Origin of the sequence: Metapseudomonas otitidis (assembly GCF_011397855.1) — a bacterium.
In the GTDB taxonomy this organism is placed as follows: Bacteria; Pseudomonadota; Gammaproteobacteria; order Pseudomonadales; family Pseudomonadaceae; genus Metapseudomonas; species Metapseudomonas otitidis.
The window spans coordinates 5,846,470-5,865,313 of sequence record NZ_AP022642.1; the positions used below are offsets into that span (position 1 = coordinate 5,846,470).

Consider the following 18,844-nt stretch of genomic DNA (forward strand, 5'->3'; position numbering starts at 1 on the left):
GTCGGCGTGAGGAGAGGCGCGGCGTTCGCCGCACCACCGTGGCTTGCGGTTGATCAGAAGGCCGGCACGACCGCGCCGGAGTATTTCTGCTCGATGAAGGCCTTCACTTCCGGGCTGGTCAGCGCGGCGGAGAGTTTCTTGATGGCGTCGCTGTCCTTGTTGTCAGGACGGGCCACCAGGTAGTTCACGTAGGGCGAGCTGCGGTCTTCCAGCACCAGCGCGTCCTTGGACGGGTTGAGCTTGGCCTCCAGCGCGTAGTTGGTGTTGATCAGCGCCAGGTCGACCTGGTTCAGCACGCGCGGCAGCAGGGCCGCTTCCAGTTCCTTGAACTTGAAGTGGTGCGGGTTCTCGGCGATGTCCTTCGGGGTCGCCAGGGCGTTGCTCGGATCCTTCAGCTTCAACAGGCCGGATTTCTGCAGCAGGAGCAGGGCACGGCCGCTGTTGCTGCCCTCGTTGGGGATGGCGATGGTGGCGCCGTCCGGCAGGTCCTTCAGGGATTTGTACTTGCTGGAGTAACCGCCGAAGGGCTCGACGTGCACGCCCTGCACGATCACCAGGTGGGTGCCCTTGCCGCTGTTGAAATTGTCCAGGTAGGGCTTGGTCTGGAAGTAGTTGGCGTCCAGGCGCTTCTCTTCCACCTGCACGTTGGGTTGCACGTAGTCGGTGAACACCTTCACCTCCAGATCGACCCCTTCCTTCGCCAGCTGCGGCTTGATCAGTTCGAGGATCTCGGCGTGGGGCACCGGGGTGGCGGCGACGACGAGCTTCTCGCCGGCGTGGGCCAGGGTGACGGAAAGGGCGGCAGCCAGAGCGGTCAACAGCAGGGACTTCTTCATGATGTTCCTTGATCTCAGGGGCTCCGGCTGGATCGTCAGCCATGAGCGGGGGTTCGGGTCCCGGCCTGGATGGTGCCGGGTTGGAGCGGACGTTACGGTGATTTTTTATAACGAACAAATACCAATTTTTTATTCATATATTCTTTTATGGAATTAAAAGACACCCCAGCCCGTACCCGACACGGTCCCCGTGCCCACATCGAATGTCGCCCTCGTGAATTGCCTGACCCGGCCCGCCTCACTAGAGTGGCGGCCTGTACCAGACACCCTCGGATGCCCGCCATGCTCGCCACTGCCCTCGCCCGCTTTCCCCGCCTGGAACTGGTCACCGCACCGACCCCGCTGGAAAAGCTGGAGCGCCTCTCCCGGGAGCTGGGGCGCGGCCTGTACGTCAAGCGCGACGACCTGACCCCCTTCGCCCTCGGCGGCAACAAGGTGCGCAAGCTCGAATACCTCGCCCAGGACGCCCTGGCCCAGGGCGCGGACGTGCTGGTCACCGCCGGCGCCATCCAGTCCAACCATGTGCGCCAGACCGCCGCCCTGGCCGCGCGCCTGGGCCTGGGTTGCGTGGCCCTGCTGGAAAACCCCATCGGCACCACCGACCGCAACTACCTGGAGAACGGCAACCGCCTGCTGCTGGACCTGTTCGGCACCGAGGTGCAACTGGTGCCCAACCTCGACACCGCCGACCAGTTGCTGGCCGAAGCCGCCGAGCGCCTGCGCGCCGAAGGCCGCACCCCCTACGTGGTGCCCATCGGCGGCTCCAACGCCCTCGGCGCCCTGGGCTACGTGCGTGCCGGCCTGGAACTGGCCGAGCAGATCAAGGCCAGTGGCGAGCGCTTCGCCGCCGTGGTGCTCGCCTCCGGCAGCGCCGGCACCCACGCCGGGCTCGCCCTGGCCCTGGAGCACGCCCTGCCCGGCACCCGCGTGGTGGGCGTCACCGTGTCGCGCCCCGACGCCACCCAGCGCCCCAAGGTGGAAGGCCTGCTGCAGCGCACCGCCGAGCTGCTGGGCGTGCCGGTGCCCAACGGCCTGAAGGTGGAGCTGTGGGACCAGTACTTCGCCCCGCGCTACGGCGAAGCCAATGCCGGCACCCTCGCCGCCGTACGCCGTGCCGCTGCCTGTGAAGGGCTGCTGCTGGACCCGGTCTACACCGGCAAGGCCTTCGCCGGTCTGCTGGACGGCATCGCCCGCCAGGCCTTCGACGGCGACGGTCCGCTGCTGTTCCTGCACACCGGCGGCTCACCGGCGCTGTTCGCCTATCATCCAGCGGGTGATGCGAACCACGACTTATAACCAGAAATGCATTTTGTGGTTTTTTATGTATTTAAACGAATATATGGAACTCCCTTAGAGTGGCGACCCTCCATTCGCCAACTGCCCCCGCGAGGCCCCTTATGCACGCAGCAACTCTCCGTCGTCCCGCCCTCTTCGCCAGCCTGGCACTGGCCCTCGGTCTCGGCCTGGCCGGCACCGCCGCCGCCGACCTGAAGGACATCCAGCAGAAAGGCGCCCTGAAGATCGGCCTGGAAGGCACCTACCCGCCCTTCAACTACCAGGACGAGAGCGGCAAGCTCACCGGCTTCGAAGTCGAGCTGGCACAAGCCCTGGCCAAGGAGCTGGGCGTGAAGGCCGAGTTCCAGCCGACCAAGTGGGACGGCATCCTCGCCGCCCTGGAATCCCGTCGCCTGGACGTGGCCATCAACCAGGTGACCATCTCCGAAGAGCGCAAGAAGAAGTACGACTTCACCACCCCCTACACCGTCTCCGGCATCCAGGCCCTGGTGCGCAAGGGCAAGGAAGGCGAGATCAAGAGCGCCGCCGACCTGGCCGGCAAGAAGGTCGGCGTGGGCCTGGGCACCAACTACGAGCAGTGGCTGAAGGAGAATGTCCCGCAGGCCGACATCCGCACCTACGACGACGACCCCACCAAGTTCCAGGACCTCAACGTCGGCCGCATCGACGTGATCCTGGTGGACCGCCTGGCCGCCTTCGAAATGGTCGACAAGACCGGCGGCCGCCTGGCCGTGGCCGGCGAGCCCTTCTCCCGCCAGGAGTCCGGCATCGCCCTGCGCAAGGGCAACCCCGAGCTGCTCGCCGCGCTGGACAAGGCCCTGGCCAAGCTCAAGGCCGACGGCACCCTCAAGGCCCTGTCCGAGAAGTGGTTCAAGGCTGACGTGACCCAATGATCGAAGACGGCAGCCTGCAACTGGTGCTGGATTCCGCGCCCTTCCTGTTGAAGGGCGCGCTCTACACCGTAGTCCTCAGCCTCGGCGGCATGTTCTTCGGCCTGCTGCTGGGCTTCGCCCTGGCCCTGGCGCGCCTCTACGCCATCGCCCCGGTGCGCGGCCTGGCGCGGGTCTACGTGTCGTTCTTCCGCGGTACCCCGCTGCTGGTGCAGCTGTTCATCATCTACTACGGCCTGCCCCAGCTCGGCCTGGAGCTGAGCCCGCTGCTGGCGGCGCTGATCGGCTTCTCGCTGAACATGGCCGCCTACACCTCGGAAATCCTCCGCGCCGCCATCGCCTCCATCGACAAGGGGCAATGGGAAGCCGCCGCCAGCATCGGCATGAGCCGCAGCCAGGCGCTGACGCGCGCCATCCTCCCCCAGGCCGCGCGCACCGCCCTGCCGCCGCTGGGCAACAGCTTCATCTCGCTGGTCAAGGACACCGCCCTGGCCGCCACCATCCAGGTGCCGGAGCTGTTCCGCCAGGCGCAGCTGATCACCGCGCGCACCTTCGAGATCTTCACCATGTACCTGGCCGCCGCGCTGATGTACTGGGTGCTGGCCACCCTGCTGGCCCACGTCCAGGCGCGTCTCGAAGCCCGGGTCAACCGCCACGAACAGGACAGCTGATGATCACCGTCCGTAACCTGACCAAGTCCTTCAAGGGCCAGGCGGTGCTAAAGGGCATCGACCTGACCATCGAACCGGGCGAAGTGGTCGCCATCATCGGCCCCAGCGGCTCGGGCAAGACCACCCTGCTGCGCTGCCTCAACCTGCTGGAAGAGCCCGACGGCGGCACCCTCCAGCTGGGGCGGATCGAGATCGACGCCAACCAGCCCCTGAAGCAGCAGCAATGGCTGATCCGCCAGTTGCGCCAGCACGTCGGCTTCGTGTTCCAGAACTTCAACCTCTTCCCCCACCGCACCGCGCTGGAGAACGTCATCGAAGGCCCGGTGGTGGTGAAGAAGGAACCCCGCGAGCGCGCCATCGCAAGGGCCCGCGCGCTGCTGGCCAAGGTCGGCCTGGCGGGCAAGGAAGACGCCTACCCCAAGCGCCTTTCCGGCGGCCAGCAACAGCGGGTGGCCATCGCCCGCGCCCTGGCAATGGAACCGGACGTGATCCTCTTCGACGAACCCACCTCCGCCCTCGATCCCGAGCTGGTGGGCGAGGTGCTGACCACCATCCGCGGCCTGGCCGAGGAGAAGCGCACCATGGTCATCGTCACCCACGAGATGAGCTTCGCCCGCGACGTGGCCAACCGCGCGATCTTCATCGACAAGGGCGTGATCGTCGAACAGGGCGACGCCAAGACCCTGTTCAGCGCCCCGAAGGAAGAACGCACCCGGCAATTCCTCGCCAAGTTCCTGGTGGGCTAACGCCTATCGCTCTTGATCCTGTAGGGGCGACTTCAGTCGCCAAGCGGGCCACAGGCCCGCCCTGCGGAATCCATGGGACCGCTGCGCGGTCCTCGGGCGAATGAATTCGCCCCTACACGACCAAAGCCCATGCATGGGGCCTCTACGGCCGCCACACCGCGCTGCCGACATCCACCCGCTTCGGCAGCAGCCGGCTCTCCAGGAACAGGTCGGCCGTGCGCTGCTGGGCGGCGGCGATGTCGTCGGTGACCGGGCCGATGGGCGAGGCCGGGCGGTGCTGGAAGCTGCGCTCGATCACCGCCGGGGGCAGGCCCATGAACTTCGCCAGCAGGGCGATGCTGCCGTCGCGGTCGCTGCGGGTCAGGGCCTCGGCCTCGGAGATCACCCCCAGCACCTGCTGCACGAACGCCGGGTCGGCCTCGGCGTACCCCCGCGCGGCCAGGTAGAAGGGCCCGCTCAGCCCCAGTCCCTCGCCGTTGGCCAGCAGCCGTGCATGGCCCTCCAGTTCCATGGCCGAGTAGTAGGGGTCCCAGATCGCCCAGGCGTCCACGCTGCCCTGCTCGAAGGCGGCACGGGCATCGGCCGGGGTGAGGAACAGCGGCTGGATGTCGGCCATGGACAGCCCCGCCGCCTTGAGCGCGCGCAGCAGCAGGTTGTGGGCGCTGGAGCCCTTCTGGAAGGCCACCTTGCGCCCCTTGAGCTCGGCCACCGAGCGGATCGGGCTGCCCTCCGGCACCAGGATCACCTCGGCCTGGGGCTTGGGCGGTTCGGCGCCGACGTAGAGCAGGTCGGCCCCGGCGGCCTGGGCGAAGATCGGCGGGATGTCGCCGGTGGAGCCCACATCCAGGCTGCCGACGTTGAGCGCCTCGAGCATCTGCGGGCCGGCGGGGAATTCGATCCACTGCACCCGGGTGGCGGGGAAGCGCTGCTCCAGCAGGCCGTGCTCCTTGGCCAGCACCAGGCTGGCGGAGCCCTTCTGGTAGCCGATGCGCAGGGCCGCGGGGTCGGCCAGGGCGCTCTGTGCCAGGGCCAGCAGCGCCAGCAACGCGGCGCCCAGTCGAAGTCGTTGCATGGTCAGGCCTGCCAGTCGGTGGAGGGTTTTTCCCAGAGGTTGATGCCGCCTTCCACGGCGTGGCGGTCGATCTCCGCCAGCTCCTCGGCACTGAAGGCGAGGTTGTCCAGGGCGGCGACGTTCTCGACGATCTGCTCCGGGCGGCTGGCGCCGATCAGCGCCGAGGTCACCCGTGCATCGCGCAGGGTCCAGGCCAGGGCCAGCTGGGCCAGGCTCTGGCCCCGGCGCCGGGCGATCTCGGCGAGGGCGCGGGCGCGGGTGATGTTGGCCTCGGCCAGGTGCTCCGGGCGCAGCGAGGCGCCGCCGGGGCGGTTGACCCGCGCATCCGCCGGCACGCCGGCGAGGTACTTGTCGGTGAGCAGGCCCTGGGCCAGCGGAGTGAAGGCGATGACGCCGGTGCCCAGTTCCTCGGTGGTGGCCAGCAGGTCCTTCTCCACCCAGCGGTTGAACAGGTTGTAGGCCGGCTGGTGGATCAGCAGCGGCACCTTCCACTCCCGCAGCAGCGCGGCGAGCTCGCGGGTCTTGCCCGCCGAATAGGACGAGATGCCCACGTACAGCGCCTTGCCCTGCTGCACCGCGCTGGCCAGGGCGCCGGCGGTTTCCTCCAGGGGCGTGTCGGGGTCGAAGCGGTGGGAATAGAAGATATCCACATAGTCCAGCCCCAGGCGCGCCAGGCTCTGGTCGAGGCTGGCGAGCAGGTACTTGCGCGAGCTGCCGCCCTGGCCGTAGGGGCCGGGCCACATGTCCCAGCCGGCCTTGGTGGAGATCACCAGCTCATCGCGGTAGGCGCGGAAGTCTTCCTTGAGCAGGCGGCCGAAGTTGATCTCGGCGCTGCCGTAGGGCGGGCCGTAGTTGTTGGCCAGGTCGAAGTGGTTGATGCCCAGGTCGAAGGCGGTGCGCAGCAGGGCGCGCTGGGTGTCGAGGGGCGTGGCGTCGCCGAAGTTGTGCCACAGCCCCAGGGACAGGGCCGGCAGCACCAGCCCGCTGCGGCCGACGCGGCGATAGGGGATGCGCTCGTAGCGGTCGGGGGCGGCGATGTAGGTCATGGAAGGGTCTCGCTTCAGGTTGTCGGGGCCGCGCTGGCGCGTGGCCCCGGTGAATGTCAGGCGGGGCGGGCGAAGCGGTTCGCCGGCCGCGCCAGGCCGAGGTGTTCGCGCAGGGTGCGGCCCTGGTACTCGGTGCGGAACAGGCCGCGCCGCTGCAACTCCGGCACCACCTGGATGGCGAAGTCCTCCAGGCCGGCCGGCAGGTGCGGCACCAGCATGTTGAAGCCGTCGGCGGCGCGGCCTTCGAACCAGGCCTGCAGCTCGTCGGCGATCTGTGCCGGGGTGCCGATCAGGCTGTGGTGGCCGCGCCCGCCGGCGATGCGCCGGCCGAGCTGTGCCAGGGTGAGGTTCTCCTGGCCGGCCAGCTCGGTGAGCAGCTTCTGCCGGCTCTGCTGGCCGTCCTGGGTCAGCGGCAGCTCGGGCAGCGGGCCGTCCAGCGGGTATTCGGAGAGGTCGAAGTTGCCGAGCATGCGCCCCAGCAGGGCGACGCCGACGCGGGGCTCCACCAGCGTCTGGAACTGCTCGAACTTCTCCTTCGCCTCGGCCTCGCTGGCGCCGACGACGACGAAGGCGCCGGGCATGATCTTCAGCTCGTCCTCGTGGCGGCCGAACCTGGCCAGGCGCCCCTTGAGGTCGGCGTAGAAGGCCTGGGCCTTGGCCAGGGAGGTCTGCGCGGTGAACACCACGTCGGCGGTCTCGGCGGCCAGTTCGCGGCCGGTCTCCGAGGAGCCGGCCTGCACCACCACCGGCCGGCCCTGGGGCGAGCGGGCGACGTTGAGCGGGCCCTGCACGCGGAAGTGCTCGCCCTGGTGGGCCAGCACGTGGAGCTTGCCCGGGTCGTAGTACTGGCCGCTGGCCTTGTCGCGGAGGAAGGCGTCGTCCTCCCAGCTGTCCCACAGGCCGGTGACCACCTGGTGGAACTCCCGGGCGCGGGCGTAGCGCTCGGCATGGCCCAGGTGGGCCTCGCGGTTGAAGTTGAGCGCCTCGGCGGCGGCGTCGGAGGTCACCAGGTTCCAGCCCGAGCGGCCGCCGGAGATGTGGTCCAGCGAGGCGAACTTGCGCGCCACGTGGTACGGCTCGTTGTAGCTGGTGGTGACGGTGCTCACCAGGCCGATGCGCTCGGTGACGGCGGCCAGGGCGCTGAGCAGGGTCAGCGGTTCGAAGTAGGTGGAGCGGGCCATGTGGCTGGCGATGTCGCCGGTGGGCGCGGCGACGCTGTCGGCGACGAACAGGGCGTCGAACTTCGCCGCTTCGGCGATGCGTGCCAGGTGTCTGTACTGGGCGAAGTCGAGGGTGTCGGCGGGAACGTCCGGGTGGCGCCAGGCGGCCACGTGGTGACCGGTGGCCATCAGGAAGGCGCCGAGGGAGAGCTGTCGGGATCGGGTCATGGTGTCGTTACCGGGGTCGGTGGGGGTGCCGCCCGGCCGCTCTGCGGCGGCTCGGGCGGTTCCTGCACGCAGGCGCGGGTCAGAAGTCGAAATCCTTGCGCAGCTGGACGCCGAAGTAGCGCTCGTCGTCCCGTGGCACGGCGCGGTAGATGTAGCTGCCGCCGCTGGCCAGGGACTGGGCGTAGGAGGTGTCGGCGAGGTTCTTGCCCAGCAGCGCCACGCGCCAGCCGGCGTTGTAGTCGGCCAGGGCGACGCTGGCGTTCCAGATGCCGTAGGCGCCCTGCACGGTGTCCGGGTTCTGGTCGAGGCTGAACTGCACCTCATCCTGCCAGCTGTAGTCGGTGGACAGTTCCACATCCAGGCCGTTGTCCAGCGGGATGCTGTAGTCGGCGCGCACGTAGGCCTTCCAGTCCGGGGTGAAGGGCAAGCGGCCGCCGTCGATGTTGCAGGTGGCGGCGGCGCCGGGCGGGCAGTTGAAGTGGTCCACCCGCGCCTTGGTGTAGGCCAGGGCGGCGGACAGCTTGAGCTGGCGGGTGGCCTGGAAGCTGGTGTCCAGCTCCACGCCCTGGGTCTTCACGCTGCCGGCGTTGATCAGGCGGGTCACCACCTGGTTGGCCACGGTGTCGAAGAAGTTCGCCTGGTAGTCGTCGTAGTCGGTGTGGAACACCGCCAGGTTGGCACTCAGGCGCTTGTCCAGGGCGGTGGCCTTGAGGCCCAGCTCGTAGGAGTCGGAGGTCTCCGGCTTGAGCGCCCCGGTGTCGCGCGGCTGCATGTTGAAGAACACGTTGTAGGCAGGGCCCTTGTAGCCGCGCGAGTAGGTGGCGTAGCCCATCAGGTCGTCGCTGAAGTCGTACTGCAGGCCGGCGCGGCCGGACCAGCCGTCCTCGTCCACCGAACCCGAGCTGGCGGTGGAGGGCTGGATGCCGGTGACGGCGGTGGCGGAGGTGGACGTGCGGCGGTGGTCGTACTCCAGGTCGTCGTGGGTCCAGCGCAGGCCGAACAGCGCGCGGAAGTCGTCGGTGAGGTTGAAGGTGTTCTCGCCGAACAGCGCGACGCTGTCGTTGGTCACGCTGTAGTCGGCGCGGCCGCTGTTGGGGGTGCCGCCGTTGACCGACAGGCGCCGGTAGGTCTCCTCGGAGCGGCCATGGAAGTAGTAGGCGCCGACCACGTATTCGTTGAAGCCGCCCTTGGGCGAGGCCAGGCGGAACTCCTGGGAGTACTGGTCGTAGTCCACCTCGCCCTTGTCGTGGGAGGCGGTCAGCGGCAGCTGCGCCGAGCGGTCGCCGTCCTGGTACTGGGTGTTGTCCCAGCCGCGCCAGGCGGTGATGGAGGTGAGGGTGAAGTCGCCCAGCTTCCAGTCCACCTGCCCGGACAGGCCGCTGTTGGTGTCCTCGACGTAGGTCTTGTAGTCGCTGCGGATGTCGCGGTTGTGGTCGCTCGGCACCACCGGACGCAGAGCGCTGGCGAAGGCCGCGCTGCTGGTGGAGGTGATCACGCCGCTGGGCAGGGTGTCCTCGCCCTCCATGCGGTCGGCGATCAGGGTCACCTTGAGCGCGTCGTCCGGCTCGAACACCAGCTTGCCGCGCACGCCCTTGCGGTCGTAGCCGTTGACGTCATGGCCGTTGGCGAGGTTCTCGACGTTGCCGTCATAGCGCCCCAGCAGGGTGCTCAAGGAGCCTTTCAGGGTGTCGCTCAGGCGTCCGCCGATGCCGAAGCGCAGGCGGTTCTCGTTGCCACCGCCGAAGTGCGAGTAGTCCACGTAGCCGTGGCCCTGCTCGGGCGGGTCCTGGCTGACGATGTTGAGCACGCCGGCCGAGGCGTTCTTGCCGAACAGGGTGCCCTGGGGGCCGCGCAGCACTTCGATGCGCTCCAGGTCCAGCAGGTCCAGGGTGGACTGCCCAGGGCGGCCGAACACCACGCCGTCCACCACCGTGGCCACCGTGGGCTCGACCCCCGGCGAGGTGGAGATGGTGCCGACGCCGCGGATGAACAGCGAGGTGTCCTTGTTGGAGGCACCGGTGCGGTAGTTGAGGGTCGGCACCTGCTGGACGATGGCGCCGACGTTGTTGCGGTTGTCGCGCTCCAGCTGCTCGCCCTGCACCACGGAGACGGCCACCGGCACGTCCTGCAGGCTGGCTTCGCGGCGGGTGGCGGTGACGGTCACCGTCTTCAGCGTGGGCGCGGCCTTCCGGCCGTCGGCGGTGCTGTCGGGGGTGCGCTCGGCGGCCCCGGCGGCGCTCCCCAGCGCCGCCAGGAGGATGCCGATGGCCAGCGGGCTGCGGCGCCCGCCGTGGGAGGTGCGAAGGCCGCTGGAGGCGACCGGGAAGCTGAGGGGGTTCATGTTCGTTTCACTGCCCTGCGGAGACCAGACGTGCCTGCTGCTTGGCAGGCTCCTTGTGGGCTGTCGCGGTCTGGTCTCGCTCGTGCGAGTGGCAGCAAAAAGGCAGACAGCCGTTGGTTGTTAGCGCTAACATCGTCAGTATCCGAGCGACGCCAATAGATCGTCAAATAATTAAAAATTACTTTTATATGCCTACAAGGATGGTCAATCCATGAGCAGCCCCCGCAAGCGCCGAGGCGCGGGACGCGTCACCCTCAGCGCCGTGGCCGAGCGCGTCGGCGTGTCCGCCATCACCGTGTCGCGCTACTTCAACCAGCCGGAGCAGGTCTCCGAGGAACTGCGCGGGCGCATCGAAACGGCGGTGGCCGAGCTGGGCTACGTGCCCAACCTGGTGGCCGGCGGCCTGGCCTCGGCGCGCGGGCGCATCGTCGGCATGGTCATCCCCAACATCTCCGGGCCGATCTTCGCCAACACGATCCAGGGCTTCAGCGACACCCTGGCGCGCCACGGCTACCAGCTGCTGCTGGCCTCCAGCTACTTCTCCGAGGAACAGGAAGAGAGCGCCGTGCGCGCCTTCCTCGGCTGGTCGCCGGCGGCCCTGGTGGTCACCAGCCATTTCCACAGCCCCGGCACCGAGAAGATGCTCGCCGAGGCGGACATCCCGGTCGTCGAGGTCTGGGACTACCAGCCCGAGCGCGCGCCCATGCAGGTGGGGTTCCTCCACCGCGACGTGGGCGTCGCCGCCGCCCGCTACCTGCTGGACAAGGGGCACACGCGCATCGCCTTCGTGCAGAACAGCGCCGCCGGCGACTTCAGCGCCCTGGACCGCCGCGACGGCTACGCCGACACCCTGCGTGCCGCCGGCCACGAGCCCTGGGTCTTCGTGCCCAGCAGCGGGCTGGCGCCCTTCGAGGCCGGCAAGCAGGCCATGGAGGCGCTGATGAAGCGCTCCCCACGGCTGGACGCGATCATCTTCGCCAACGACAACCTCGCCGCCGGTGGCCTGCTCGCCGGCCAGCGGGCGGGCCTGGACCTGCCGGGCGACTGCGCGGTGATGGGCTTCGGCGACTACCCGTTCGCCGAGATGCTGCTGCCCAGCCTCACCACCATCCGACCGCCGGCGCTGGAGATCGGCGAGCGCGCCGCCACCCGGGTGCTGGAGGCACTGGGCGTGCTGCCGGTGGAGGGCGAGGTGGAGCGCCTGAATCTGCTCGACTGCCAGGTCATCGCCCGGGAAAGCGCGTAGAATCCGCGCGCCCTCGCAACAAGCCCTGCCTCTTGCCATGAATCCCTCGACCCTCCTCTCCCTCCCCCTGCTCGCCCTGGCCCTTGGCGGCTTCGTCGTCGGCAGCAGCGAATTCATCATCATGGGCCTGCTGCCCGAGGTGGCCCAGGACCTCTCCGTGAGCCTCTCCGACGCCGGCCTGCTGGTCAGCGCCTACGCCATGGGCGTGGTCATCGGCGCGCCGCTGCTGGGCCCGCTGCTGGGGCGCCTGCCCCGGCGCCAGGCGCTGCTGTGGCTGATGGGCGCCTACGCCCTGGGCAACCTCGCCTGCGCCCTGGCCCCCAGCTACGAATGGCTGCTGGCGGCGCGCATGTTCACCGCCTTCAGCCATGCCGGCTTCTTCGGCTGCGCCACCCTGCTGGCCGCCGAGCTGGCGCCGCCCCATCGCCGCGCCTCGGCCATGGCGCTGGTGCTCAGCGGGCTGACCATCGCCAACGTGCTCGGGGTGCCGGCCGGCGCCTGGCTGGGCCAGGCCACCAGCTGGCGGGTGACCTTCATGGTGGTGGCAGGCCTGGGCCTGCTGACGCTGCTGGCGCAGTTCCTCTGGCTGCCGGCCACTGCCAGGCCGCAGCCCAATGCCGCCGGCGCCTGGGACGGCATCTTCCGGCGCCCGGTGCTGCATGCACTGGGGGTGTGCAGCCTGTCGTCGGTGGCGCTGTTCGGCGTGTTCACCTACATCAGCCCGCTGCTGCGCGATGTCTCCGGCTTCAGCCCGGAGCACGCCAATTTCGCCCTGCTGCTGTTCGGCATCGGCCTGACCCTCGGCAACCTGCTGGGCGGGCGCCTGGCGGACAAGGGCTTCCGCTTCGCCCTGCCCGGGGCCTTCGCGGTGAGTGCGCTGTGCCTGGTGGGGCTGTTCGTCTTCGCCCAGGTGCCGGTGCTGGCGCTGGCCTGCCTGTTCCTCTGGGGCGTGGCGAGCTTCGCCATCTCCTCGCCGCTGCAGTTGCTGCTAGTGGAACAGGCCGGCGAATCCGCCAGCCTCGCCGCCACCCTCAGCCACGCGGCCTTCAACCTGGGCAACGCCAGCGGTGCCTTCGTCGGCGGCCTGTGGCTGAGCACCGGGATGGGCCTGGCCAACCTGCCGCTGATGGGCGTGGCCGTGCTGGTCGCCACCCTGCTGGTGTGCCTGCCCCTGCCGCGCCTGCGCGCCACCCGCGAGCGCCTCCAGGCGGCCGGGCAGATCCATTGATCCAGACTCCGTGAGATGAAGCGCCCGTAGGGTGGATCGCGCTTCATCGATCCACCGCCCAGCTCCGGGCCGCGCGCCGTGAATCGAGGACGATTGAGGGCTCGCGGTACGGAACCCCGGGAGCTGCGGGATCGGCCCGGGCGGGCTAGGCTCTGGCCTTTCCCACGCGACAGGAGCACGGACATGGAAGCGGAACGCCAGGCCATCGAGGCGGTGGTACGGGATTACGTGGAAGGCATGGTGCGGGCGGACGCGACGCTGCTGCGCGGCGCCTTCCACCCCGACAGCCGCATCGTCGGGCACTTCGGCCCGGACCTGCAGTGGATCTCGCCGGAAGCCTTCATCGCCGGCCTGCAGGCCAAGGGGCCGGTGGTGGCCGAGGGCGAAGCGCCGGTGTGGCGGCTGGAGTCCCTGGACCTGACCGGCGACACCGCCCTGGCCAAGGTCACCGACGTCTACGCCGGCCTGGACTTCACCGATTACCTCTCGCTGCTGAAGATCGACGGCCGCTGGCGCATCGTGCACAAGCTGTTCCACCTGCACGGCTAAGGCCTGTCTCCGGGTGGGTCGCATCGATCCACCCCTTGCCCCCTCGACGCCCTACCCCGCCAGCACCTCGGCGAACAGCTGGCGCAGGTTGTCCACATCGTTGGCCGCCAGCTGGCGCAGTTGCTGGGCGAGCTGTGCATAACTCGGTGCGGGCGGCAGGTTGAGGTGGTGCGGCAGGATCTCCTCGCCGTCGCTCACCAGCAGGGCGAAGTGGATGCTGTTCTCCAGCTCGCGGGTGTTGCCCGGCCAGGGGTAGCCCTCCAGCGCCGCCTGGGCCTGGGCGCCGATCAGCGGCAGCGGCAGGTCGAGGCGCTGGGCGTAGATGCCGAGGAAGTACTCGGCCAGCGGCAGGATGTCGTCCGGGCGCTCGCGCAGCGGCGGCAGTTCCACGCGCCCTTCGTTGAGGTACTGGTAGAGCCGCTCGTCGAACTTGCCGGCACGCACCGCCTGGGCCAGGTCGATGCTGGTGGCGGCCACCAGGCGCACGTCCACCGGGGTCGGCTGCTGGGCGCCGACGCGGGTCACCTCGCGGCTTTCCAGGGCCGCCAGCAGGCGCGCCTGGAGCGGCAGCGGCAGGTCGCCGATCTCGTCCAGGTAGAGCGTCCCGCCATTGGCCGAGCCGAACCAGCCGGCACGGCTGCTGGCCGAGCCCGCATGGGCGCCGGGGGCGTGGCCGAACAGCTCGGCCTCGGCGTAGGCCTTGCTGATGGCGCCGCAGTTGACCGCGACGAACAGCCCCGGCCGCTCGCTGGCGCGGTGGATCTGCCGCGCCAGCAGCTCCTTGCCGGTGCCGGTCTCGCCCTGGATCAGCACCGGCACGGCGGCCGGTGCCAGGTGTTCGATTTCCTCCCGCAGGCGCCGCGAACGGGCATCGACGAACACCAGCGCGCGGGCACGGATGCTCAGCGGGCTGCGGTCGGCGTCGGCGAAGGTCAGCAGGGGTTGGCCATTGGCTGGCTGGCTCATGGACGAAATCTCCCGCCGGGGCCTGCGCGCTGGCAGGTCCCGGACGTCACGCGATGAATGGAGGCGCGCCCGGCTCAGGCGCGCAGGCGGGCCAGTTGCTCGATGCGCCCCTGCAGGCGGTAGAGGTAGGCGAAGCCCTGCTCCCAGCGCTGGTGGCCGGACTTCACATTGATGTGCCCGGCGCCGGCGAGGATGGCCGGCTCGGCGCCCCAGTCACGGGCCAGTTGCAGGGCCCGCTGCGGGCTGGCCGCATGATCGTTGTCGGAGCCCACCAGCAGCGTGGGGAACGGCAGGGCCGTACGGGGAATCGGCGCGAAGCCGGTGAGCGCCTCCGGGCAGCCGGGGCGCTCCACATCCGCCGGGGCGACCAGCAGCGCACCGCGCACCCGGCGCAGCACGTCCGGGTCGGCCTGGGCCGCCCAGTGGGCCACGGTGACGCAGCCCAGGCTGTGGGCGACGAGGATCACCGGGGTGCGCTCGGCATCGATGGCGCGCTCCAGCGCCGCCACCCAGGCCGCGCGGTCGGGTTGGTCCCAGTCGGCCTGCTCCACCCGCTGCGCGTTGGGCAGCGTGCGCTCCCAGTGGCTCTGCCAATGGTCGTCAGGGGAGCCCTGCCATCCTGGCAGGATCAAGTAGCGAATGGCCTGGCTGCGCATGGCGAGCCCTCCTTGCGAGACGTTCGATGAAGGGCAGTCTAGGGGCTCGTCATATATCTGTTAAGGAATAAGAATTTATTTACTTATGCATTATTAGCTTATAGCTGCAGGTCATCCTCGCCCCGCCAGACCGAACGAGTAGGATGAGCCCCTCGCTCCCCAGCACCGGAACGCGGCGCCATGCAGATCGACGACGAGCTGACCCTGAAGAAACTGGAGACCTTCCTCGCCTTCATGCGCGCGGGCAACCTGTCCCGCGCGGCGGCGGCGCTGGGCACCAGCAACGTCAGCGTGCACCGCGCCATCCACTCCCTGGAGAGTGCCCTGCGCTGCCCGCTGTTCAAGCACGAGGGGCGCAACCTGACGCCGCTGGAAAGCGCCTACGTGCTGGAGGAGAAGGCCCAGAAGCTGGTGCAGGACGTGCTCGACATGGTGCGCCTGACCCGCGAGGCGGCGGGCTTTTCCGCCGAGCGCTTCAAGCTCGGTGCGCTCTATTCGCTGACGGTGAAGACCGTGCCGCAACTGGTGATGGGCCTGAAGATCCGCCGCAGCGAGCTGAACATCGACCTCACCCTGGGCTCCAACGCCGACCTGCTCTACCGCCTGAAGAACCTGGAGCTGGACGCCATGCTGGTGTCCCTCGACGAGAGCGTCAGCGACCCGGACTGCGAGCAGCTGCCGCTGTTCTCCGACGACATCTTCCTCGCCGTGCCCACCGACTCGCCCTTCGCCGAGCAGCCGGAGGTGGACCTGGCGGACCTGGCCGACTCCACCTTCATCACCCTCACCCAGGGCTTCGCCACCCACCGCGACGGCGCGCGGGTGTTCCAGCAGGCGGGCTTCGAGCCGAAGGTGGCGATGCAGGTGAACGACATCTTCACCCTGCTCAGCATGGTCAGTTCCGGGGTCGGCTACGCCCTGCTGCCCGGGCGCATTGCGGCGGTGTACGAGAACCGCGTGAAGCTCATCCCGCTGCAGGCGCGCTACCGTCTGCAGCAGCACATCGGCGTGGTCTTCCTCAAGGCCCGCGAGCGCGACCCCAACCTGCTCGCGCTGCTGGCCGAATGCCGCATGTACAGCCTGCGGCAGGGCCCGCACTGACCGCCGTCGAAAAACCCGGCGAGCCCCTCAGCCGGCCAGGCCGCGCATCATGAAGAACAGCAGCGACGGGCCCAGCAGGCAGCCCAGGGCGGTGTAGAAGGCGGCGGTCAGGCAGCCGTAGGGCACCAGCTTCGGATCGGTGGCCGCCAGGCCCCCGGCCACGCCGCTGGAGGTGCCCATCAGGCCGCCGAAGATCACCGCCGTGCGCGGGTTGTCGAGGCCGATGAAGGGCGCGACGAAGGGCGTCGCCACCATCACCAGGATGGCCTTCACCAGGCCGGCGGCGATGGACAGCGCCATCACCTCGGAGCTGGCGCCGATGGCCGCGCCGGTCACCGGGCCGACGATGTAGGTCACCGCCCCCGCGCCGATGGTGGTCAGGCTCACCGCGTCGGTGTAGCCGAAGGCCAGCGCCACGCCGACCCCGGCGACGAAGGAGGTGCCGATGCCGAAGAACAGCGCCACCACCCCGGACACGCCGGCGCGCTTGAGTTCCTCGATGTTCACCCCGAAGGCCGTGGCGACGATGGCGAAGTCCCGCAGCATGGCGCCGCCCAGCAGGCCGATGCCGGACAGCAGCGGCACGTCCACCAGGCCCTTCTGCCCGCCGGTCATCACCCCGCCCACGTAGGACAGCACCAGGCCGAGGAAGATGGCGATGGCCGAGCCGTGCAGGCGGCCGCGCGTCAGCTTGTCGGAGAGCCAGTAGGACAGCCACATGGTGACGCCGATGACGGCGAAGCCGCTGATCAGCCCGTAGCCGTTGATCACTTTCAGCATGGATTCGTACATGGCGGTCACCGTTGCAGAGGCTTCAGGGCATCAGCAGCGGCCGCCGCGTCGGGCTTCTTTTGGCCGAGGCGATCCAGCACCGGGACCATGGCGAAGCCGAGGACCACCGCCGCGATGCCGGCGAGGATCGCCATGGGCCCGCCGGACAGCGCGCCGAGCACGTTCTGCTGGGCGGCCATGGCGACCACGATGGGGATGTAGATGGCGCTCCAGAATTCCACGCCCTGCTCGCTCTTGGCGCCCATCAGGCCGCGCTTGTGCAGGGCGCTGCCGACGAAGATGAGCAGCAGCATGGCGATGCCGACACCGCCGACGTTGGCGGGAACGCCCAGGAGCTTGCCCAGGAGTTCGCCGATGAACAGGCCGACAAGGGTGCACAGGGCCAGGAAGGCCACACCGTAGATGATCATTGTTGTTGTCCTCGTGTTCGGGTCGAAGTGGCTTGTTTTTATCCTTCGAGTTGCACGGCGTTTATCGGGAGTGCTCCACCTCCTGGCGCAACAGGGCGTCCAGCGTATCCAGGCGGGCGCCCTGAAAGGCGATCACCGTTCCTTTTTCGAACACCCGCCGCGCCAGGCCGCTGAGCACGGCGCCGGGGGGCAGCTCGATGAACAGGCGCACGCCGCGCTCATAGGCGGTGCGCAGGGTGCCGTGCCAGTCGACCACGCGGCACATGTTGAAGGCGAGGTCGTCGCGCAGGCGCTCCGGGTCGTGGATCAGCCGCGCGGTGGTGCCGCTGAGGTAGCGGATCGCCGGGCGCCGCAGCGACACCTCGGCGAAGGCCGCCGCCAGCTCACGGGCCGGCGCTTCCAGCAGCGGGCAGTGGGACGGCACGCTCATCGCCAGGCGCTTCGCCAGGCCGGCCCCCAGGGCGCGGGCCCGCTCGGCGACGGCGGCCATGGCGGCGTCGCTGCCGGCGATGACGATCTGGTTGTCGGCGTTGAGGTTGCCGATGAACACCGGGCCCTCGGCCTCGGCCAGCAGCCCTTCCACCGTGGTCAGGTCCAGCCCCTGCAGGGCGGTCATGCCGTAGCCCTGTGGATAAGCCCGCTGCATCAGCTCGCCACGCAGGGCCACCAGGCGCAGGGCATCGGCGAAGTCCAGGGCGCCGGCCACCACCGCCGCCGGGTAGGCGCCGATGGACAGCCCGGCGACGTAGTCCGGCGCCGGGCTGCGCGCCAGCAGCAGGCGGGCGCTGGCGACCCCGGCGATGAGCAGGCAGAGCTGCACCGCACGGGTGGAGCGCAGGGCCTCGGCGCTGTCGAGCCGGGCCAGGTCCTGCCCCAGCACCTCGGCGGCCTCGTCCAGGCAGGCACGCACTTCCGGCGCTGCCGGCAGGGCCTGGAGCATGCCGGGCTGCTGGGCACCCTGGCCGGGGAAGGCGAACAGGCTGCTCATGCCACATCCTCCAGGGGCTGCCAGGGGTTATCCACAAGCCGCGCGCCAGCGTCGCACTTGAGCAGCACGCGACGGGCGCTGCCGCCCCACTCGCGCAGGGCCACGCCGCCCTGGGGGGTCTGCAGTTGCAGGTCGACGCGACAGGGCAGGTCTTCGAACAGCACCAGCAGCTCCCGCGCCCAGGCGCGCGGCAGGGGCTCGGTGGTGCGCAGCAGCAGGTCGAGGTCACTCTCCGCGTGCAGCACGTTGCGCCCGGTGGCGAGCTGGTAGCCCACCCCGCCAGTGGGGCCCCAGGGCAGGCCGAGGGCGTCCATCAAGGGCGTCACCTGGGCCAGGGCCCGCAGGGCCGGCAGTTCCCCCGGCGCGCGCAGGCGCAGTTGCTCGGGGGCGAGGCGTCGCTGCACGGCGGCGACCGGCATGCAGGCGGCGAAACGCTCGGCGCGGGTGGCGCCGCGCACCCCCACGGCCACCTGGCCCGCCGGGCAGCACGCACGGCGCACCACCACCGGTTGCCCGGCGGCCAGCACCTGCCGCGCCCAGGCCGGAGCCTCGGCGGGCAGTTGGTCCGGGGCCAGGCCCCAGAGCAGGTCGTGTGGCTGGAGGCGGTCCATGGCGGGCTCCC

The 18,844-nt window shown here is 69.7% G+C and carries 19 protein-coding genes; 8 read left to right on the forward strand and 11 right to left on the reverse strand.

Annotated elements, in window-relative coordinates; translation table 11 throughout:
* Nucleotides 1-53: 53 nt before the first annotated feature.
* The gene (locus PotMrB4_RS27050; RefSeq protein WP_044413907.1) at nt 54-836 is read right to left on the reverse strand and encodes a MetQ/NlpA family ABC transporter substrate-binding protein; all 783 of its coding nucleotides are present in this window, start codon (nt 834-836) and stop codon (nt 54-56) included.
* Nucleotides 837-1,118: 282 nt separating this feature from the next.
* Here PotMrB4_RS27050 and PotMrB4_RS27055 point away from each other — a divergent pair, with 282 nt between their 5' ends.
* The 4 genes from PotMrB4_RS27055 (at nt 1,119) to tcyN (ending at nt 4,439) form a co-directional block, all read left to right on the forward strand.
* Nucleotides 1,119-2,132, forward strand: a complete 1,014-nt coding sequence (locus tag PotMrB4_RS27055) for a D-cysteine desulfhydrase (RefSeq protein ID WP_172434928.1) — start codon at nt 1,119-1,121, stop codon at nt 2,130-2,132.
* A gap of 101 nt (nt 2,133-2,233) precedes the next feature.
* Complete coding sequence (gene tcyJ, locus PotMrB4_RS27060) at nt 2,234-3,025, forward strand: cystine ABC transporter substrate-binding protein (RefSeq protein ID WP_160481468.1); 792 nt, start codon at nt 2,234-2,236, stop codon at nt 3,023-3,025.
* On the forward strand, nt 3,022-3,693 hold the full coding sequence (gene tcyL, locus PotMrB4_RS27065) for a cystine ABC transporter permease (protein WP_074972348.1): 672 nt from the start codon (nt 3,022-3,024) through the stop codon (nt 3,691-3,693). Before tcyJ ends, tcyL begins: the two co-directional genes overlap by 4 nt.
* Nucleotides 3,693-4,439, forward strand: coding sequence for an L-cystine ABC transporter ATP-binding protein TcyN (gene tcyN / locus PotMrB4_RS27070; protein ID WP_044413919.1), 747 nt, complete (start codon nt 3,693-3,695; stop codon nt 4,437-4,439). Before tcyL ends, tcyN begins: the two co-directional genes overlap by 1 nt.
* Before the next feature lie 142 nt (nt 4,440-4,581).
* On the opposite strand, the gene PotMrB4_RS27075 is transcribed toward tcyN, so the two are convergent.
* The 4 genes from PotMrB4_RS27075 to PotMrB4_RS27090 form a co-directional block, all read right to left on the reverse strand.
* Nucleotides 4,582-5,511, reverse strand: a complete 930-nt coding sequence (locus PotMrB4_RS27075; RefSeq protein WP_172434929.1) for a sulfonate ABC transporter substrate-binding protein — start codon at nt 5,509-5,511, stop codon at nt 4,582-4,584.
* A 2-nt stretch (nt 5,512-5,513) separates the two neighbouring features.
* Nucleotides 5,514-6,557, reverse strand: coding sequence for an L-glyceraldehyde 3-phosphate reductase (gene mgrA / locus PotMrB4_RS27080; RefSeq protein ID WP_172434930.1), 1,044 nt, complete (start codon nt 6,555-6,557; stop codon nt 5,514-5,516).
* A gap of 56 nt (nt 6,558-6,613) precedes the next feature.
* On the reverse strand, nt 6,614-7,945 hold the full coding sequence (locus tag PotMrB4_RS27085; RefSeq protein ID WP_172434931.1) for an LLM class flavin-dependent oxidoreductase: 1,332 nt from the start codon (nt 7,943-7,945) through the stop codon (nt 6,614-6,616).
* Nucleotides 7,946-8,024: 79 nt separating this feature from the next.
* Nucleotides 8,025-10,286 carry a TonB-dependent receptor gene (locus PotMrB4_RS27090; RefSeq protein ID WP_172434932.1) on the reverse strand — a complete coding sequence of 754 codons (2,262 nt, stop codon included), beginning with the start codon at nt 10,284-10,286 and terminating at the stop codon, nt 8,025-8,027.
* Between the two features lie 211 nt (nt 10,287-10,497).
* Between PotMrB4_RS27090 and PotMrB4_RS27095 the strand changes: the two genes are divergently transcribed.
* The 3 genes from PotMrB4_RS27095 (at nt 10,498) to PotMrB4_RS27105 (ending at nt 13,309) form a co-directional block, all read left to right on the forward strand.
* Entirely contained in the window at nt 10,498-11,532 is a 1,035-nt protein-coding gene (locus PotMrB4_RS27095) for a LacI family DNA-binding transcriptional regulator (protein WP_172434933.1), read from the forward strand.
* 37 nt (nt 11,533-11,569) lie between these two features.
* Nucleotides 11,570-12,760 (forward strand): MFS transporter, encoded by a 1,191-nt coding sequence (locus PotMrB4_RS27100; protein ID WP_044407168.1) that lies wholly within the window; start codon nt 11,570-11,572, stop codon nt 12,758-12,760.
* 183 nt (nt 12,761-12,943) lie between these two features.
* Nucleotides 12,944-13,309, forward strand: a complete 366-nt coding sequence (locus PotMrB4_RS27105) for a nuclear transport factor 2 family protein (protein ID WP_172434934.1) — start codon at nt 12,944-12,946, stop codon at nt 13,307-13,309.
* A 51-nt stretch (nt 13,310-13,360) separates the two neighbouring features.
* Here PotMrB4_RS27105 and PotMrB4_RS27110 read toward each other — a convergent pair whose 3' ends face one another.
* Nucleotides 13,361-14,275, reverse strand: coding sequence for a sigma 54-interacting transcriptional regulator (locus tag PotMrB4_RS27110; protein WP_044407162.1), 915 nt, complete (start codon nt 14,273-14,275; stop codon nt 13,361-13,363).
* Nucleotides 14,276-14,349: 74 nt separating this feature from the next.
* On the reverse strand, nt 14,350-14,931 hold the full coding sequence (locus tag PotMrB4_RS27115; RefSeq protein WP_172434935.1) for an alpha/beta hydrolase: 582 nt from the start codon (nt 14,929-14,931) through the stop codon (nt 14,350-14,352).
* Between the two features lie 180 nt (nt 14,932-15,111).
* Between PotMrB4_RS27115 and PotMrB4_RS27120 the strand changes: the two genes are divergently transcribed.
* Nucleotides 15,112-16,032: a LysR family transcriptional regulator gene (locus PotMrB4_RS27120; RefSeq protein ID WP_044407156.1), complete on the forward strand. Its 921-nt coding sequence runs from the start codon at nt 15,112-15,114 to the stop codon at nt 16,030-16,032.
* 27 nt (nt 16,033-16,059) lie between these two features.
* Here PotMrB4_RS27120 and madM read toward each other — a convergent pair whose 3' ends face one another.
* The 4 genes from madM to PotMrB4_RS27140 all read right to left on the reverse strand — a co-directional run bounded on the left by madM (nt 16,060) and on the right by PotMrB4_RS27140 (nt 18,833).
* Entirely contained in the window at nt 16,060-16,824 is a 765-nt protein-coding gene (madM, locus tag PotMrB4_RS27125) for a malonate transporter subunit MadM (protein ID WP_172434936.1), read from the reverse strand.
* 5 nt (nt 16,825-16,829) lie between these two features.
* Complete coding sequence (gene madL, locus PotMrB4_RS27130) at nt 16,830-17,234, reverse strand: malonate transporter subunit MadL (protein ID WP_172434937.1); 405 nt, start codon at nt 17,232-17,234, stop codon at nt 16,830-16,832.
* Nucleotides 17,235-17,295: 61 nt separating this feature from the next.
* Complete coding sequence (gene mdcH / locus PotMrB4_RS27135; RefSeq protein ID WP_172434938.1) at nt 17,296-18,222, reverse strand: malonate decarboxylase subunit epsilon; 927 nt, start codon at nt 18,220-18,222, stop codon at nt 17,296-17,298.
* Entirely contained in the window at nt 18,219-18,833 is a 615-nt protein-coding gene (locus PotMrB4_RS27140) for a malonate decarboxylase holo-ACP synthase (protein WP_172434939.1), read from the reverse strand. Before PotMrB4_RS27140 ends, mdcH begins: the two co-directional genes overlap by 4 nt.
* Between the last annotated feature and the right edge of the window lie 11 nt (nt 18,834-18,844).

What these genes read in the sequence shown, in the direction of transcription:
- PotMrB4_RS27050 (WP_044413907.1), bottom strand. Translation starts at nt 836, where the DNA reads ATGAAGAAGTCCCTGCTGTTGACCGCTCTGGCTGCCGCCCTTTCCGTC.
- PotMrB4_RS27055 (WP_172434928.1), top strand. Translation starts at nt 1,119, where the DNA reads ATGCTCGCCACTGCCCTCGCCCGCTTTCCCCGCCTGGAACTGGTCACC.
- tcyJ (WP_160481468.1), top strand. Translation starts at nt 2,234, where the DNA reads ATGCACGCAGCAACTCTCCGTCGTCCCGCCCTCTTCGCCAGCCTGGCA.
- tcyL (WP_074972348.1), top strand. Translation starts at nt 3,022, where the DNA reads ATGATCGAAGACGGCAGCCTGCAACTGGTGCTGGATTCCGCGCCCTTC.
- tcyN (WP_044413919.1), top strand. Translation starts at nt 3,693, where the DNA reads ATGATCACCGTCCGTAACCTGACCAAGTCCTTCAAGGGCCAGGCGGTG.
- PotMrB4_RS27075 (WP_172434929.1), bottom strand. Translation starts at nt 5,511, where the DNA reads ATGCAACGACTTCGACTGGGCGCCGCGTTGCTGGCGCTGCTGGCCCTG.
- mgrA (WP_172434930.1), bottom strand. Translation starts at nt 6,557, where the DNA reads ATGACCTACATCGCCGCCCCCGACCGCTACGAGCGCATCCCCTATCGC.
- PotMrB4_RS27085 (WP_172434931.1), bottom strand. Translation starts at nt 7,945, where the DNA reads ATGACCCGATCCCGACAGCTCTCCCTCGGCGCCTTCCTGATGGCCACC.
- PotMrB4_RS27090 (WP_172434932.1), bottom strand. Translation starts at nt 10,286, where the DNA reads ATGAACCCCCTCAGCTTCCCGGTCGCCTCCAGCGGCCTTCGCACCTCC.
- PotMrB4_RS27095 (WP_172434933.1), top strand. Translation starts at nt 10,498, where the DNA reads ATGAGCAGCCCCCGCAAGCGCCGAGGCGCGGGACGCGTCACCCTCAGC.
- PotMrB4_RS27100 (WP_044407168.1), top strand. Translation starts at nt 11,570, where the DNA reads ATGAATCCCTCGACCCTCCTCTCCCTCCCCCTGCTCGCCCTGGCCCTT.
- PotMrB4_RS27105 (WP_172434934.1), top strand. Translation starts at nt 12,944, where the DNA reads ATGGAAGCGGAACGCCAGGCCATCGAGGCGGTGGTACGGGATTACGTG.
- PotMrB4_RS27110 (WP_044407162.1), bottom strand. Translation starts at nt 14,275, where the DNA reads ATGAGCCAGCCAGCCAATGGCCAACCCCTGCTGACCTTCGCCGACGCC.
- PotMrB4_RS27115 (WP_172434935.1), bottom strand. Translation starts at nt 14,931, where the DNA reads ATGCGCAGCCAGGCCATTCGCTACTTGATCCTGCCAGGATGGCAGGGC.
- PotMrB4_RS27120 (WP_044407156.1), top strand. Translation starts at nt 15,112, where the DNA reads ATGCAGATCGACGACGAGCTGACCCTGAAGAAACTGGAGACCTTCCTC.
- madM (WP_172434936.1), bottom strand. Translation starts at nt 16,824, where the DNA reads ATGTACGAATCCATGCTGAAAGTGATCAACGGCTACGGGCTGATCAGC.
- madL (WP_172434937.1), bottom strand. Translation starts at nt 17,234, where the DNA reads ATGATCATCTACGGTGTGGCCTTCCTGGCCCTGTGCACCCTTGTCGGC.
- mdcH (WP_172434938.1), bottom strand. Translation starts at nt 18,222, where the DNA reads ATGAGCAGCCTGTTCGCCTTCCCCGGCCAGGGTGCCCAGCAGCCCGGC.
- PotMrB4_RS27140 (WP_172434939.1), bottom strand. Translation starts at nt 18,833, where the DNA reads ATGGACCGCCTCCAGCCACACGACCTGCTCTGGGGCCTGGCCCCGGAC.